The organism is Mesorhizobium sp. P2_C7, from assembly GCF_056404515.1.
The window spans coordinates 403,916-420,073 of sequence record NZ_JBFUDW010000002.1; the positions used below are offsets into that span (position 1 = coordinate 403,916).

12 protein-coding genes are annotated in these 16,158 nt (G+C 64.3%); 8 read left to right on the forward strand and 4 right to left on the reverse strand.

Going from position 1 to position 16,158, the window contains the following annotated elements:
• Positions 1-86 precede the first annotated feature (86 nt).
• Positions 87-2,816: a DNA mismatch repair protein MutS gene (mutS, locus tag AC1D2G_RS06910; protein WP_477412859.1), complete on the forward strand. Its 2,730-nt coding sequence runs from the start codon at positions 87-89 to the stop codon at positions 2,814-2,816.
• Here the strand turns inward: mutS and AC1D2G_RS06915 are convergent, their stop codons facing one another.
• From AC1D2G_RS06915 to AC1D2G_RS06925, 3 genes are all read right to left on the reverse strand, one after another.
• Positions 2,817-3,662, reverse strand: a complete 846-nt coding sequence (locus AC1D2G_RS06915) for an aldo/keto reductase (RefSeq protein ID WP_477412861.1) — start codon at positions 3,660-3,662, stop codon at positions 2,817-2,819.
• Positions 3,663-3,751: 89 nt separating this feature from the next.
• Positions 3,752-4,144: a CopM family metallochaperone gene (gene copM, locus AC1D2G_RS06920; protein WP_477412863.1), complete on the reverse strand. Its 393-nt coding sequence runs from the start codon at positions 4,142-4,144 to the stop codon at positions 3,752-3,754.
• Between the two features lie 43 nt (positions 4,145-4,187).
• Entirely contained in the window at positions 4,188-6,551 is a 2,364-nt protein-coding gene (locus tag AC1D2G_RS06925) for a heavy metal translocating P-type ATPase (RefSeq protein ID WP_477412865.1), read from the reverse strand.
• Between AC1D2G_RS06925 and AC1D2G_RS06930 the strand changes: the two genes are divergently transcribed.
• The 6 genes from AC1D2G_RS06930 to AC1D2G_RS06955 all read left to right on the forward strand — a co-directional run bounded on the left by AC1D2G_RS06930 (position 6,543) and on the right by AC1D2G_RS06955 (position 14,638).
• Positions 6,543-7,604, forward strand: coding sequence for a glycosyltransferase family 25 protein (locus AC1D2G_RS06930; RefSeq protein WP_477412867.1), 1,062 nt, complete (start codon positions 6,543-6,545; stop codon positions 7,602-7,604). The genes AC1D2G_RS06925 and AC1D2G_RS06930 overlap by 9 nt on opposite strands.
• A 33-nt stretch (positions 7,605-7,637) precedes the next feature.
• Positions 7,638-10,439, forward strand: coding sequence for a [protein-PII] uridylyltransferase (locus tag AC1D2G_RS06935; RefSeq protein ID WP_477412869.1), 2,802 nt, complete (start codon positions 7,638-7,640; stop codon positions 10,437-10,439).
• Positions 10,440-10,485: 46 nt separating this feature from the next.
• Positions 10,486-12,093: a murein biosynthesis integral membrane protein MurJ gene (gene murJ / locus AC1D2G_RS06940; protein ID WP_477412871.1), complete on the forward strand. Its 1,608-nt coding sequence runs from the start codon at positions 10,486-10,488 to the stop codon at positions 12,091-12,093.
• 119 nt (positions 12,094-12,212) lie between these two features.
• Entirely contained in the window at positions 12,213-13,280 is a 1,068-nt protein-coding gene (gene trpS / locus AC1D2G_RS06945; protein ID WP_477225234.1) for a tryptophan--tRNA ligase, read from the forward strand.
• 104 nt (positions 13,281-13,384) lie between these two features.
• Positions 13,385-13,876: a universal stress protein gene (locus tag AC1D2G_RS06950; protein WP_095082749.1), complete on the forward strand. Its 492-nt coding sequence runs from the start codon at positions 13,385-13,387 to the stop codon at positions 13,874-13,876.
• 192 nt (positions 13,877-14,068) lie between these two features.
• Positions 14,069-14,638 carry a NifU family protein gene (locus tag AC1D2G_RS06955; RefSeq protein WP_477218388.1) on the forward strand — a complete coding sequence of 190 codons (570 nt, stop codon included), beginning with the start codon at positions 14,069-14,071 and terminating at the stop codon, positions 14,636-14,638.
• A gap of 196 nt (positions 14,639-14,834) precedes the next feature.
• Here AC1D2G_RS06955 and AC1D2G_RS06960 read toward each other — a convergent pair whose 3' ends face one another.
• Positions 14,835-15,452 carry a L,D-transpeptidase gene (locus tag AC1D2G_RS06960; RefSeq protein ID WP_095082750.1) on the reverse strand — a complete coding sequence of 206 codons (618 nt, stop codon included), beginning with the start codon at positions 15,450-15,452 and terminating at the stop codon, positions 14,835-14,837.
• A 224-nt stretch (positions 15,453-15,676) separates the two neighbouring features.
• Here AC1D2G_RS06960 and cueR point away from each other — a divergent pair, with 224 nt between their 5' ends.
• The gene (cueR, locus tag AC1D2G_RS06965) at positions 15,677-16,099 is read left to right on the forward strand and encodes a Cu(I)-responsive transcriptional regulator (protein WP_477393567.1); all 423 of its coding nucleotides are present in this window, start codon (positions 15,677-15,679) and stop codon (positions 16,097-16,099) included.
• Positions 16,100-16,158 lie beyond the last annotated feature (59 nt).

The following is a 16,158-nucleotide window of genomic DNA, read 5'->3' on the forward strand; positions in this document are numbered from 1 at the left end:
TGCGGGCATCTGGCCGTGTCAGTCGTCCCCTGTTTTTCGAGGCGCCGGCATTAAACCGCGCGACCACATCTGCTAGCGTGCCGCGCATGAACATGCATAGCCCGAACGAGCCGGACGCCCCCGAGGCGATGGCGCCCCTGCCGACAGCCGCTGCCGCCGTCACGCCGATGATGGAGCAGTTCATCGAGATCAAGGCGGCGAACCCGGATTCGCTGCTGTTCTACCGCATGGGCGATTTCTACGAGCTGTTCTTCGACGACGCCGAGAAGGCAAGCCGGGCGCTGGGCATCGTCCTGACCAAGCGCGGCAAGCACCAGGGCCACGACATCCCGATGTGCGGCGTGCCGGTGCATGCCGCCGACGACTATCTGCAGAAGCTGATCGGCCAGGGTTTTCGCGTCGCCGTCTGCGAGCAGATCGAGGATCCGGCCGAAGCCAAGAAACGCGGCGGCAAATCGGTGGTGCGCCGCGACGTGGTGCGGCTGGTGACGCCGGGCACCATCACCGAGGACAAATTGCTGGCGCCGTCGGAATCGAGCTTCCTGATGGCGTTGGGACGGGTGAAAGGTGGGGCGGACCACTCCTTTGCCTTGGCCTGGATCGACATTTCGACCGGGGCTTTCCGCGTCGCCGAGACCACCGCCGACCGGCTGCTCGCCGACATCTTCCGCGTCGATCCGCGCGAGCTGATCGTTGCCGAGCCGGTGTTCTACGATGCCGAACTGAAACCGGTGTTCGACGTGCTCGGCCGCGTCGCCAACCCGCAGCCGCCCTCGCTGTTCGATTCGGCCTCGGCCACAGGGCGCATCGCCCGCTTCTTCGACGTGGCGACGCCGGACAGTTTTGGGGCGTTTTCGCGCGCCGAATTGTCGGCGATCTCGGGCGCCATCGCCTATGTCGAGAAGACGCAGAAGGCCGAGCGTCCGCCGCTGTCGCGGCCGGAGCGCGAGGAGCAGGGCTCGACGCTGTTCATCGATCCGGCGACGCGCGGCAATCTGGAACTGCTGCGCACGCTGTCCGGCAGCCGCGAAGGTTCGTTGTTCAAGGCGATCGACCGCACGGTGACCGGCGGCGGCGCAAGGCTGCTGGCCGACCGGCTGATGGCGCCGTTGACGGATCCGGCGGCGATCGGCGCCAGGCTGGACTCGGTGTCCTTCTTCCGCGCCGAAACGCGGCTCTGCCAGGCGGTGCGGGCAAGCCTGAAGAGCGTCGCCGACATGCCACGCGCTCTGTCCCGGCTGGCGCTGAACCGTGGCGGCCCGCGCGACCTCGGCGCACTGCGCGCCGGTTTCGAAGCAGCCGGTGCAATCGTTGGGATCTTCGGTGAGACCGCCCTGCCTCAGGAACTCACGGCGGCGCTGGGCGCCATCCAGGCGCTGCCCAGGGCGCTTTCCCAGCACCTGACGCAGGCGCTTGGCGATGAACTGCCGCTGCTCAAGCGTGACGGCGGCTTCGTTCGCGGCGGCTACCATGCCGAGCTCGACGAGATGCGGGCGTTGCGCGACGAATCGCGAAAGGTCATCGCCGGGCTGGAGCGCTCGCTGATCGACGAGACCGGCATCCGCTCGCTGAAGATCCGGCACAACAATGTGCTTGGCTATTACATCGAGGTGACCGCCAACCATCATGCGGTGATGACCGGCAGCGACGGCGCCAAGGCGCGCTTCATCCATCGCCAGACCATGGCCAACGCCATGCGCTTCACGACGACCGAACTCGCCGAACTGGAGACCAAGATCGCCAATGCCGCCGACCGGGCGCTCGGCATCGAGCTTGCAGCCTTCGAGGCGCTGACGGCGGAAGCGGTCGGCGAGGCCGAAAAGATCCGCGCCGGCGCCGATGCGCTGGCCGTGCTCGACGTGTCGGCGGCGCTCGCACTGTTGTCCGAGAGCGAAGCCTGGTGCCGGCCGGTGGTGGATTCGAGCCTTGCCTTCGAAATTTCGGGCGGCCGGCATCCGGTGGTCGAGCAGGCGCTGCGGCGCTCCGGCGAAGGGCCGTTCGTCGCCAATGATTGCGACCTGTCGCCCGAGGGCAGCGCCAAGAATGGCGCGATCTGGCTTTTGACCGGCCCCAACATGGGCGGAAAGTCGACGTTCCTGCGGCAGAACGCGCTGATCGCCATCCTGGCGCAAACCGGCTCGTTCGTGCCGGCGGCATCGGCCCATATCGGCGTCGTCGACCGGCTGTTCTCGCGTGTCGGCGCCTCGGACGATCTGGCGCGCGGCCGCTCGACCTTCATGGTCGAGATGGTCGAGACGGCGGCGATCCTCAACCAGGCCGGCGAGCGTGCGCTGGTGATCCTCGACGAGATCGGCCGCGGCACGGCCACTTTCGACGGCTTGTCAATCGCCTGGGCGGCGGTGGAATACCTGCACGAGAAGAACCGCTGCCGGGCGATCTTCGCCACCCATTTCCACGAAATGACCTCGCTGGCCGGCAAGCTGGCGCGGCTGCACAACGTCACCATGCGGGTCAAGGAATGGGAAAACGACGTCGTCTTCCTGCATGAGGTCGGCAAGGGTGCCGCCGACCGCTCCTATGGCGTGCAGGTGGCACGGCTGGCCGGATTGCCGGAAGCGGTGGTCGACCGGGCCAAGGAAGTGCTGCACCAGCTGGAAGAGGGCGAGGTTTCGGGCAAGACCAACCGTCTGGTCGACGACCTGCCACTGTTTTCGGTGGCGGTGAAGCGCGAAGCGCCGAAGCCGGTCAAGAGCGACGCTCTGGGCGCCGCACTCGGCAACATCAACCCCGACGAGATGACGCCACGCGAGGCGCTTGAGGCGCTGTATCGGCTGAAGGGGCTGGTGGGAAAGTAGTCAAATCATCTCCAGACCGCGCTTCCGGGTCGGCGGCGGGAAGGCATGGTCGAGTTCGGCGATGTCCTGCGTCGTCAGTTCGATGTCGAGCGCTGCAAAATTCTGGCGGACATGCTGCTGGCTGCTGGCCTTCGGAATGGCGATGACGCCATCCTTGTGCATCACCCAGGCCAGGGCAATCTGCGCCGGGGTGGCATTGTGGCGGGCCGCGACGGCGCCAAGCCTCGTATTGCGTGCCAGCGCGCCCTGCTCGACCGGTGAGTAGGCCATCAAGGGGATGCCGCGCTGGCGGCTCCAGGGCGCCAGATCGAATTCGGGGCCGCGCCGAACCAGATTGTAGAGCACCTGATTGGTCTGGACGTTGCCGCCGTCGGACAAGCCGACCAGTTCTTCCATCTCGTCGGTGTCGAAGTTGCTGACGCCCCAGTGGCGGATCTTGCCGGCCTCTTTCAGCGCCTCGAAGGCCACTACGGTTTCAGCCAGCGGCACGCTGCCAGGCCAATGCAGCAGATAGAGATCGATGCGGTCGGTGCGCAGGCGCTTCAGGCTGTTCTCGCAGGCGCGCTGCACGCCGGCGCGCGAAGCGTTTGACGGCAGCACTTTCGAAACCAGGAAGGTTTCGTCGCGGCGCCCGGCGATGGCCTCCGCGACCACCTCCTCCGCACCGCCGCTGGCATACATTTCGGCGGTGTCGATCAGCGTCATGCCAAGGTCGAGGCCGAGCTTGAGAGCGTTGACCTCATCGGCGCGGCGGCTGAAATCCTCGCCCATTTTCCACGTGCCCTGACCAAGCACCTGAACGGCTTCGCCGGAAGGCAGCGTGGTTGTTCTGATCGTCGATGGCATAGCAGGCTCCAGTTGAGGGCCGGATCGCATCACAGGCTCGGCGGGAAATCCAGAGAGAGTTCTCGCCGAATCCTGGCTTCGCGAAAGGCTTACTCCACCGGATGGGCTGCGAGCCAGCCCTGCATCTGCTTGATCTCGGCTTCCTGCGCGGCGATGACCCCCTCGGCCAGCTTGCGGATCTCCGGGTCCTTGCCGTTGGCAAGCTCGACCTTGGCCATGTCGATGGCGCCCTGATGGTGCGGGATCATGCCACGGACGAAATCGGCATCGGCATTGCCGGTGTATTGCAACGCCATCATGTCGGCATGCATCTTGTCCATCGCCGCCTTGTAGCCTTCGCTCGATGGGCCGGTCGCACCCGTCGACATGGCGCCCATGTCGTGTTTCATCTCTTCGCTCTGCGCCGGAACGCTTTCGAGGAAGACGGCAAGCAGCATTCCGGCAGCCATCAGCAAAAGGACGAGTTTTTTAGCCAAGGTCATTCATGGTCTCCTGTTGAGTGGGTTTTGTATTTGGGGGCTTTGCTCAGAGTTTCAACGCTCTCAGCCGCAATGCGTTGGATATCACCGACACCGAGGACAGGCTCATCGCCGCCGCCGCCAGCATCGGCGACAAAAGCGTGCCAGTGAGCGGATAGAGCACACCGGCGGCGACGGGTACGCCGAGCACGTTGTAGAGGAAGGCGAAGAACAGGTTCTGGCGGATGTTGCGGATCGTCGCCTGGGCGAGCGTACGCGCCCGCACGATGCCGTTGAGGTCGCCCTTGACCAAAGTAATGCCGGCGCTTTCGACGGCGACATCGGCGCCGGTGCCCATGGCGATGCCGACATCGGCGGCGGCAAGGGCGGGGGCGTCGTTGACGCCGTCGCCGGCCATGGCGACGCCTTTGCTCCTGGCACGCAGCTCTTCGACCAGGGCTGCCTTCTGTTCCGGCAGCAGTCCGGCGCGAACCTCATCGATGCCGAGGCTCCTGGCGATCGCTTTTGCCGTGCGCTCATTGTCGCCGGTCGCCATGACGATCCTCAGGCCGCTGTCATGCAGGGCCCGGATCGCTTCGGCGGTGGTCGCCTTGACGGGGTCGGCGACAGCGACGATACCGGCCAGTTTGTCGCCGACGGCAACGAACATCACGGTCCTGCCTTCGGTCTGCAGCGTTTCGGCCCTGGCGGAGACCGACGCGGTGTCGATGCCGAGATCGGTCATCATCGCCGCATTGCCGAGCGCGACCTTCTTTCCCGACACGGTGCCGGAAACGCCCTTGCCGGTGACGGCCTCGAAGCCGCTGGCATCGGCGATCTCCAGGTCGCGCGTACCGGCGCCTTCGACGATGGCTTCGGCCAGCGGATGCTCCGAGCCCTTTTCGAGGCCGGCGGCAAGGGCCAGCAATTCGTCTTCGGAAAAGCCGTTTGCGGCAACGACATCGGTCAGTTTCGGCCGGCCTTCGGTCAGCGTGCCCGTCTTGTCGACGATCAGTGTGTCGACGGAAGCGAAGCGTTCGAGCGCGGCGGCTTCCTTGATCAGCACGCCGGCATGGGCGCCGCGCCCGGTGGCGGTCATGATCGACATCGGCGTGGCGAGGCCGAGCGCGCAGGGGCAAGCGATGATCAGCACCGACACCGCCGAGACGATGGCGAAGATCAGGCTGGGTTCGGGGCCAAGGACAGCCCAGGACACGAAGGCGGCGATCGCGACCAGCACCACAGCCGGGACAAAGTAGAAGGAAACGCGATCGGCCAGCCCCTGGATCGGGGCGCGCGAGCGCTGCGCCTTGGCGACCAGTTCGACGATGCGTGCCAGCGTGGTCTCGGCGCCGATCCGCTCGGCACGCAGGATCAGAGAGCCGTTTTTGTTGAGCGTGCCGGCGGTCAGGGTATCGCCCTCGGCCTTTTCGACGGGCAACGGTTCGCCTGTGATCATCGATTCGTCGAGGGAGGAACGGCCTTCCAACACGGTGCCGTCGACCGGCACGGCGTCACCGGGACGGATGCGCAGGCGGTCACCCACCTTGACCGCGTCGAGCGGCACGTCGCCTTCGGAACCGTCGGCACCGATCAGCCGCGCGGTCTTCGGCGCGAGATCAAGCAAAGCGCGGATTGCCGACCCGGTCTTTTCACGGGCTCGCAACTCCAGCACCTGGCCGAGGAAGACCAGCGCGACGATGACGGCGGCGGCCTCGAAATAGACCGGCACCGCACCGCCATGGCCACGGAACTGATGCGGAAAAATGTCCGGGAACAGCGTGGCTGCGACGCTGTAGAGATAGGCCGCGCCGACGCCGAGCGAGATCAGCGTCCACATGTTGGGGCTGCGGTTAACGAGCGAATCCCAGCCGCGATGGAAGAAGGGCAGCGCCGCCCACAACACGACGGGGCTGGCCAATGCCAGTTCCAGCCAGACCATCGTGCGGTCGTCGACAAATACCTCGAACGTCAGGCCGAGCATCGGCGCCATGGCGATGAACAGCAGCGGCAGCGACAGCACGGCACTGACCCAGAATCGCCTGGTGAAATCGACCAGCTCGGGATTTGGTCCTTCATCACCAGTGGGCACGCCCATCGGCTCCAGCGCCATGCCGCATATCGGGCAGGAGCCGGGCTTGTCGCGGATGATTTCGGGATGCATCGGGCAGGTGTATTGCGTGCCCTTGGGCATCGGCGGCGGTGCGGCCCTGTCGCCAAGATATTTCTGCGGTTCCGCCTCGAATTTCGCCTTGCAGCCGGCAGAGCAGAAGTAGAAGTCCCGACCTTGATGACGGACAGAGTGCTTGGCCGTCGCAGGGTCGACGGTCATGCCGCAGACAGGATCCCGCACCACGGCCGCCTCCCCGGCTGCAGCTTTCGCTGTGCAGCAGCCGTCATGCGCGTGATGATGGTGGTCTGAATGCGTCATTCAAAATGCCTCGATGCCTCGTCTCGATGCGGAGGTAGTGCTTCCAGTAACTGGAAGGTCAAGGGCAAAATTTTCTTTTTCCGTGTGTCGTCGCCGGCGCCGGGCCACCATCAAAGAAAGTCGGATGCGCGGCGGCTTCTTGTGCTATGGAGCCGCCGATTGACAATCCAAACGCATCCAAATGCACCGATTCCATTTCCAATGAAGTGCCTGGTCATAAACCTCGACCGGTCCCAGGACCGGCTCGCGCATATGACGAAGGAGTTTGCCCACATCGGCATTGACTTCGAACGCGTCGCGGCGGTCGACGCCCAGGGCCGATCCGACCTCCCGCAAACACCAATGCGGCTCAATCCGCTGACGCAGTTGCATTTGACCAACACCGAGATCGCCTGTTTCCTCAGCCACAAGGCCTGCTGGGCAAAGATCGCCGATGGCGACGATGCCTACGGCGTCGTTTTTGAAGACGATGTCGTCTTTTCGGAAAATGCCGGCGCGATGCTTGCCGACGCCAGTTGGATCCCGGCTGATGCCGAGATCGTCAAGCTGGAGACGTTCTTCAAGAAGACCCGGCTCGCATGGCGGCGCTCTCCGGCCGGGCACGGCTTTTCCATGTCCAGACTGCACGGATCTCACGTCGGCGCGGCCGGCTACATACTGTCGCGGCAGGCGGCGCGCGATCTCATCGACGGCACCCCGGAGCTCAGCAGTCCCGTCGACCAGGTCATCTTCAATCCAAGATTCGCCCCCTCACCCGGCAAGGCGATCTATCAGCTGATTCCAGCCCTGTGCGCGCAGGAACGCTTCTTGCGGACCGCCGCACTGCCGAGCCTGCTTCTTGAGGAACGGCGGGACCAGTGGCTTGCCGGTGTCCAATCCGGGTCGCGCACGACCAAGACGCTGACGATGAGAATCGGGGCTGAGGCCAGGAAATTGCTGAGCAGGATCGTCGACCTCTGCCTGCTGAAGCAGAGAAACAGGCTCATAGCGTTCTATCGCCACGGCGAACGTGTCCGTCCTGCCCATACCCACAACCGCGAAAAGGCGCTATAGACGCCGCCGAAAAGGCGAGGCCAACCGGTACCTATGGCGAAAATCTCCCTGAAGCTCGACGAACTGATCGATGGCGAAGCCTTGCGCCGCGAGATGACGGCGCTGACCGCGACCACCGCCGGGGACGGCTCCGGACAGGCCGCGCGCAGCGGCGTGCTTCAGCTTCTCAAGGGGCGGTTGGCGGACGGACGCGCCATTGCCGAACGCATGCTGAGGGACGACGGCGGCGGCCGTGCCTGTGCGGCGCGGCTATCGCACCTCATGGACGAGATCATCCGCGCGCTTTACGATTTCGCCGTCACGCATGTCTACCGGGTCAAGAATCCGTCCTCGGCCGAGCGCATGGCCGTCGTCGCCGTCGGCGGCTATGGCCGCGGCACGCTGGCGCCTGGCTCCGACATCGACCTCCTGTTCCTGCTGCCCTACAAGCAGACGCCATGGGGCGAGCAGACCGTAGAGTACATGCTCTACATGCTGTGGGATCTGGGCTTGAAGGTTGGCCACGCCACGCGCAACATCGACGAATGCCTGCGCCTGTCGCGCACCGACGTCACCATCCGAACCTCGATCCTCGAGGCGCGTTTCCTGTGGGGCGAGCTCAAGCTTTATGACGAGCTGATGCTGCGCTTCGACCATGAGGTGGTGCGCACGACCGGCCCCGAATATGTCCAGGCCAAGCTTGCCGAACGCGACGACCGGCATGCCAAGGCCGGCGAAAGCCGCTATCTCGTCGAGCCCAACGTCAAGGACGGCAAGGGCGGCCTGCGCGACCTGCAGACGCTGTTCTGGATCGGCAAGTATTTCTACCGCGTGCGCACCGGCGAGGAACTGGTCGACAAGGGCGTCTTCACCGAGGGCGAATATCGCGAGTTCCAGAAGGCCGAGGATTTCCTTTGGGCGGTGCGCTGCCACATGCATTTCCTCACTGGCAAGGCCGAGGAACGGCTGCATTTCGACATCCAGCGCGAGATTGCCGAGCGGCTCGGCTACACCAGCCATCCCGGCCTGTCGGCGGTCGAGCGCTTCATGAAGCACTACTTCCTCGTCGCCAAGGATGTCGGCGACCTGACCCGCATCTTCTGCGCCGCGCTCGAGGAAGAGCAGGCCAAGCACGTGCCAGGCTTCAACCGCATCTTCCTCACCTTCTCGCGACGCAAGCGCAAGCTTGCCGGCACCTCCGATTTCATCGTCGACAACCACCGCATCAACATCGCCGACGACCAGGTGTTCGAGCGCGATCCGGTCAATCTCTTGCGGTTGTTCTGGTTCGCCGACAAGCACGGTCTGGAGTTCCATCCCGATGCGCTGAAGCTGCTGACGCGCTCGCTCGGCCTGGTCAACAAGTCGCTGCGGCGCGACGAGGAGGCCAACCGGCTGTTCCTCGACATCCTGACCTCGGACCGCAATGCCGAACTCAATCTGCGGCGCATCAACGAGGCCGGGCTGCTCGGCAAGCTGATCCCGGATTTCGGCAAGATCGTCGCCATGATGCAGTTCTCAATGTACCACCACTATACGGTGGACGAGCACCTGATCCGCTGCATCGGCGTGCTGGCCGAGATCGAGCGCGGCGACGGCGAGAAGGTCCATCCCCTCTCCCACACGCTGATGCCGGGCCTGAAGAAGAGCCGCGAGGCGCTCTATGTCGCCGTGCTGCTGCACGACATCGCCAAAGGCAGGCCGGAGGATCATTCCGAGGCCGGGGCCAGGATCGCCCGGCGCATCTGCCCGCATATGGGGCTGTCACCAGCCGATACCGAAACGGTGGCCTGGCTGGTCGAGAACCACCTCGTAATGTCGATGACGGCGCAGACCCGAGACCTCAACGACCGCAAGACCATCGAGGATTTCGCCGCGATCGTGCAATCGGTCGAGCGGCTGAAGCTGCTTTTGATTCTCACCGTCTGCGACATCAGGGGCGTCGGACCCGGCGTGTGGAACGGTTGGAAGGGCCAGCTGCTGCGCACGCTCTACTACGAGACCGAATTGCTTTTGACCGGCGGCTTTTCGGAAGTGTCGCGCGCGCAGCGGACGGCGGCGGCGCGCGAGCGTCTGGCTGAGGCGCTCGCCAACTGGCCGGACAAGGCCCGCAAGCGCTATGTCGCCCTGCACTACGAGAATTACCTGTTGACCGTCGATCTCGCCGATCAGCTGCGCCATGCCGAGTTCATCCGCGAAGCGGACGCTTCGGGCAACAAGCTCGCCACCATGGTCAAGACCCACCAGTTCGAGGCGGTGACCGAAATCACCGTGCTGGCGCAGGACCATCCCCGCCTGCTCTCGGTCATCGCCGGGGCCTGCGCCGGAGCCGGCGGCAACATCGTCGACGCGCAGATCTTCACCACGTCGGACGGCCGCGCCCTCGACACCATCCTGATCTCGAGGGAATTCGACCGCGACGAGGACGAGCGCCGGCGTGCCGAGCGCGTCGGCCGGCTGATCGAGGACGTGCTGTCGGGCAAGAGCTGGCTGCCGGAAATGATCGAGAAGCGGACCAAGCCGCGGCGCGGCGCCAAGGTGTTCAAGATCCCGCCGCGCGCCGAAATTCGCAACGCACTGTCGAACCGTTTTTCGGTCATCGAGGTCGAGGGGCTGGATCGGCCGGGCCTGCTGTCGGAGATCACCGGAACGCTATCCGATCTGTCGCTCGACATCGCATCGGCCCACATCACCACCTTCGGCGAAAAGGTCATCGACACCTTCTACGTCACCGACCTCACCGGCCAGAAGATCGACAACCCGACCCGCATCGCCACCATCCGCAACCGGCTGATGGCGGCTCTTGAAGGCGTCGCGCCCGAGCGTGGCGGCAAGGCCAAGGCCGCCGCCGAGTGACAGCGACCATCACTTTGTCCCAATTCCGCAGGCAGTTCCCAAAAGCATGAGCCTCGTCAAGAAATTCGCAACGGTCGCTTCCGGCACGCTGATGAGTCGCGCGCTCGGCTTCGGGCGTGAGATGCTGATGGCGGCAGCGCTGGGCACCGGACCGGTCGCCGACGCCTTCAACGCCGCCTTCCAGTTTCCCAACACCTTTCGCCGGCTGTTCGCCGAGGGCGCTTTCAACGCCGCGTTCGTGCCGCTGTTCGCCAAGGAGATCGAGACACACGGCACCGAAGGCGCCAAGCGCTTCTCGGAAGAAGTGTTCGGCGTCTTGTTCACAGCGCTGCTGGCGCTGACCATCGTCATGGAATTGTCGATGCCGCTGATCGTACGCTACCTGGTGGCGCCGGGTTTTGCCGGCATACCGGGAAAATTCGACACCACGGTGACGTTGGCGACGATCATGTTCCCCTACCTGATCTGCATGTCGCTGGGCGCCATGATGGCGGGCATGCTGAATTCACTGCGCCGCTATTTCGCAGCGGCGGTGGCGCCGGTGTTCCTCAACGTCATCCTGATCGGCGTGCTCGCCTATGCCTGGTACAAGGGCTCCGACGCGCTCACCGTCGGCTACGGGCTGTCCTGGGGTGTGCTGGCCGCCGGACTGGTGCAACTGGCGATCGTCTGGGTGGCGGTGCGCCATGCCGGCATCTCGATCGGCTTCCGCCGTCCGAAAATGACGCCCGCGGTCAAGCGGCTGCTGATCCTGGCGCTGCCGGCGGCGATCACCGGCGGCATCACCCAGATCAACCAGCTTATCGGCACGGCGATCGCCTCGGCGCAGAACAGCGCGGTGTCCTCGCTCGCCTATGCCGACCGCATCTACCAGTTGCCGCTCGGCGTGGTCGGCGTCGCGGTCGCGATCGTGCTGTTGCCCGAACTGTCGCGGGCGCTGAAGTCGGGCAACCTGATCGAGGCGGCCAATCTGCAGAACCGCTCGGTCGAGTTCACGCTGTTCCTCACCTTGCCGGCGGCCGCGGCGCTGTGGGTGATGTCGGAGCCGATCGTGCGGCTGGTCTATGAGCGCGGCGCCTTTGCCGCCAACAACTCGACGCCGACGGTAGCGGCGATCCTGGCGATCTTCGGCCTCGGCCTGCCGGCCTTCGTGCTGATCAAGGCGTTCACCCCCGGCTATTTCGCCCGCGAGGACACCCGCACGCCGATGATGTTCGCCGCCATCTCGGTGGCGGTGAACGTCACCACGGCGCTGACGCTGTTTCCGAAAATGGGCGCGCCCGGCATCGCCGTCGCCTCGGCCGTCGCCGGCTGGGTCAACGCGCTGATGCTGCTCGGCGTCTTGATCCGGCGTGGCCATTGGGGCCGCGACGTGCCGCTGATGAAACGCATTCCGCGGCTGGTGCTGTCGGCGATCGTGATGGGGGCGGCACTTTATTTTGCCGAACACTGGTTCGCCCTCAGGCTCGGCCGGGGTGCGCCGCTGGTCGTCAAGGCGACGACGCTTCTGGCGCTCGTCGCCGGCGGGGCGCTGCTCTACTTCATCACCGCCTTCGCCACCGGCGGCGCCGATTTCGGCATGATCCGGCGCAACGTCAAGCGGGGATCGGGGAAAGCGGCGCCTCCGGCCCCAAAGACCGCCCCGGACGAGTAGGGCCGGACAACTCGACGGCAAAACCGGTCTTGATCGGATCGTCGTGTTCGTCCATAAGCGCGCCGTCGCAAGACTTTCGCCGCGCGCGAAACGGCCCTCCACAAGCCAAGGGAACAACCATGACCGCCTTCAAGCCACTCGTCTTTTCCGGCGTCCAGCCGACCGGCAATCTGCATCTCGGCAACTATCTCGGCGCCATCAAGAAATTCGTCGCCCTGCAGGAGACCTCCGACTGCATCTATTGCGTCGTCGACCTGCACTCGCTGACCGCACAGCTCGTCTATGACGACCTCGCCGACCAGACGCGGTCGATCACCGCGGCGTTCCTGGCCTCGGGCATCGACCCGAAGAAGCACATCGTCTTCAACCAGTCGCGGGTCATGCAGCATGCGGAGCTCGCCTGGATCTTCAATTGCGTGGCGCGCATCGGCTGGATGAACCGCATGACGCAGTTCAAGGACAAGGCCGGCAAGGACCGCGAGAACGCTTCGCTGGGCCTGCTTGCCTATCCGAGCCTGATGGCTGCCGACATTCTGCTCTATCGCGCCACCCACGTCCCGGTGGGCGAGGACCAGAAGCAGCACCTGGAGCTGACCCGCGACATCGCGCAGAAATTCAACAACGACTTTTCCGACCGCATCGCAGCCCTTGGCGTCGGCGTCGAGATGCAGGTCGGCGAGGAGACCGTCAACGGCTATTTCCCGCTGACCGAGCCAGTGATCGGCGGGCCGGCGGCGCGCATCATGTCACTGCGCGACGGCTCGAAGAAGATGTCGAAGTCGGATCCGTCGGATCTGTCGCGCATCAACCTGACCGACGATGCCGATGCCATCTCGAAGAAGATCCGCAAGGCCAAGACCGACCCGGAAGCGTTGCCGAGCGAGCTGGACGGTCTGGCCAGCCGGCCGGAGGCGGAAAACCTGGTCGGCATCTATGCTGGTCTTGCCGATATGTCGAAGGCAGACGTGCTGAAAGAGTTCGCCGGCCAGCAGTTTTCGGTGTTCAAGCCGGCTCTGGCCGACCTTGCGGTGGAGAAGCTGGCGCCGATCGCCAGCGAGATGCGCCGCATTTCCGATGACCGCGCCTATGTCGACGCGGTGCTAAGGGATGGCGGCGAGCGCGCCGGCGTGCTGGCCGAAGCGACGATGAAAACCGTGCGCGACATCATCGGGCTGCTGCAGAGCTAATCCCAACATCGGGTGCACTGCACCACACTGGCATAAGGCCGGCGGCTTGCCGCCGGTCTGCGGCAGTGGCAGATTGCGGCCGCAATGACACCGAGTACGTAGACATGGTCTCCAAACGCCTCAGCCGCGAAGCCGGCCATCGCCGCAAGTTCCTGGCGATCATCGACGACACGCCGGAATGCGAGCGCGCCGTCGCCTACGCCTCGAAGCGGGCGCAGAGTACCAACGGCATGCTGGTGCTGCTCTATGTGATCGAGCCGGACGATTTCCAGCACTGGCTGGGTGTCGAGAAGATCATGCGCGAGGAGGCCAACGCCACGGCGCGCGCCGCGCTTGACGGTTATGCCAACAAGGTGCGCCAGAAGCTCGGCATGGAGCCGGAGATGGTGGTTCGCGAAGGCAAGCCGACCGAAGAGATCCACAAGCTGATCGAGGAAGACCAGGACATCGCCATCCTGGTGCTGGCCGCCGGCGCCGGCAAGGAAGGTCCCGGACCGCTGGTTGGCGCCGTGGCCGGCAAGGGTGCCGCCTTCCCGATCCCGGTGACCGTGGTGCCGCAGAACCTGTCGGACGAGGAGATCGACAGCCTCGCCTGAGATGTATCGATAATCGGGTGATGCCGGTCTGCGAACGGCCAGACCTGAATCGCACCTCAAAGCGCATCGCAGGTCGCAAAAACATTCCGCCAGCCAGCCGTTCCGGCGATGCGTTTCGCTTGAATGTCCAGGCAATAGAGCCTATTTAGAACTATTCCAAACTGGTTGCCCGAAACGGGCACGGAGACGGCCATGTTCATCCAGACCGAATCGACGCCAAATCCGGCGACGCTGAAATTCTTGCCCGGCAAGGAAGTGCTTCTGGAAGGCACCGCCGATTTCCGCGATGCCGACAGCGCCGCCACCGCCTCGCCGCTGGCTGGCCGGCTGTTCGAGATCCCCGGCGTCACCGGTGTTTTCTTCGGCTACGATTTCATCACCGTGACCAAGGACGGCCCCGACTGGCAGCATCTGAAGCCGGCGATTCTCGGCGCCATCATGGAGCATTTCATGTCCGGCGCGCCGGTCATGGCCAAGGCCGGCCCTGCCGCCGAGACCAGCCTGACGGGTGAGTTCTACGACAAGGCCGACGAGGAACTCGTCATCACCATCAAGGAACTGCTCGACACGCGGGTGCGCCCTGCGGTCGCCCAGGACGGCGGCGACATCACCTTCCGCGGCTTCGAGAACGGCACGGTGTTCCTGCACATGAAGGGCGCCTGTGCAGGCTGCCCGTCATCGACGGCGACGCTGAAGCACGGTATCCAGAATCTCCTGCGCCACTTCGTGCCGGAAGTGCAGCAGGTCGAGCAGGTTTCCTGATCGTCCGCCGGACGCTTTGCCGGCAAAGCAGATTCGATAAAACGCAAAAAACAGGCGCAAAAAACAAAAAACCGGGCCGAATTGCCCGGTTTTCTGTTTGGGACGTCCGTTGTTGCCTAGACGGTCCGCGCATGAATGGCGTCTGTATCTGACCATGATTTTGCCGAAAACCGGTACCGGTTTTCGGGATCATGGCCTAAAGAACAATGACCTTGGCGCCCACCGAGGTGCGGTCGTAAAGGTCGATAATGTCCTGGTTCATCAGGCGGATGCAGCCTGACGACATTGCCTTGCCGATCGAATTCCACTCCGGGCTGCCATGCAGGCGATAGCCCATGTCGCCGCCCTTGTTGAACAGGTACATGGCGCGGGCGCCGAGCGGGTTCTTCAGGCCCGGCTCCATGCCGCCGGCAAACTTGGCCAGTTCCGGCTGGCGGTGGATCATCTGCGAAGGCGGCGTCCAGGTCGGCCATTCGCGCTTCAGCGCGATGTGGGCGGTGCCGTGCCATTCGAAGCCTTCGCGACCCACGCCGATGCCGTAGCGCATCGCCAGGCCATCACCCTCGACGAAGTAGAGGAACTTGTTCTGCGTATCGACGATGATGGTGCCCGGCTTTTCCTTGGTGTCGTAGTCCACCTCCTGCCGATGATACCTCATCGGCACCTTCTCGATCGGGATGCGCGGCAGCTGGTAACCGGCGTCGGTGACCGCACCGTAGTCGTTGGAGAAAATCCGCATGCCGATGCTGCTGCAACCGGCGATAGCAGTGGAAAGCGCCAATGCGGCGACGATTGCAAACGACTTCATGCGCATAAGATGATCCGGTGCCCCGCCCCAACGTCAGCAGCACGAGTCGGCCGCTTCACGATCATTCATGCTGGCATTTTCTTTGCTTGCCAAGCACCCGATGCCTATATGCAGGGGCTTACGTGCTGGTAGGCGCATTACTATGGCATTTCGGCAACAGGCCTCACAGGATTGTGAAGCAAAATCAATGGCCCCATCCGTAAGGCCCTTGAAAATCAAGGAAAATCGTCATGAATGTCGGTGACGCCGCCCACCATTCAGGCCTGCCGGCCAAAACCATCCGCTACTATGAAGAGATCGGCCTGATCGCCCCTGCACGTGCCGCTAACGGCTACCGCGACTATTCCGGTGACGACATCCACCGGCTGGCCTTTCTGCGCCGCGCGCGCAACCTCGGCTTTTCCATCGACGATTGCCGCCAGTTGATGGCGCTATACAAGGATCGGAGCCGCGCCAGCCACGACGTGCGCGAGATCGCCGCCGCCCATGTCAGGGCGATCGAGGAAAAGGTGCGCGAATTGCAGTCGATGCGCTCGACCCTGCAGACGCTGATCCACGCCTGCCACGGCGACGACCGGCCGGACTGCCCGATCCTGGATGACATGGCCGGGGCTGCGCTGCCCAGCGCCAAGGATGCTACGACGGCCGCATAGGCGCTATGCGTCCAGCGGGAGCATCATTTGGAAACCAGTAGGATTTGCCGTAATATTAA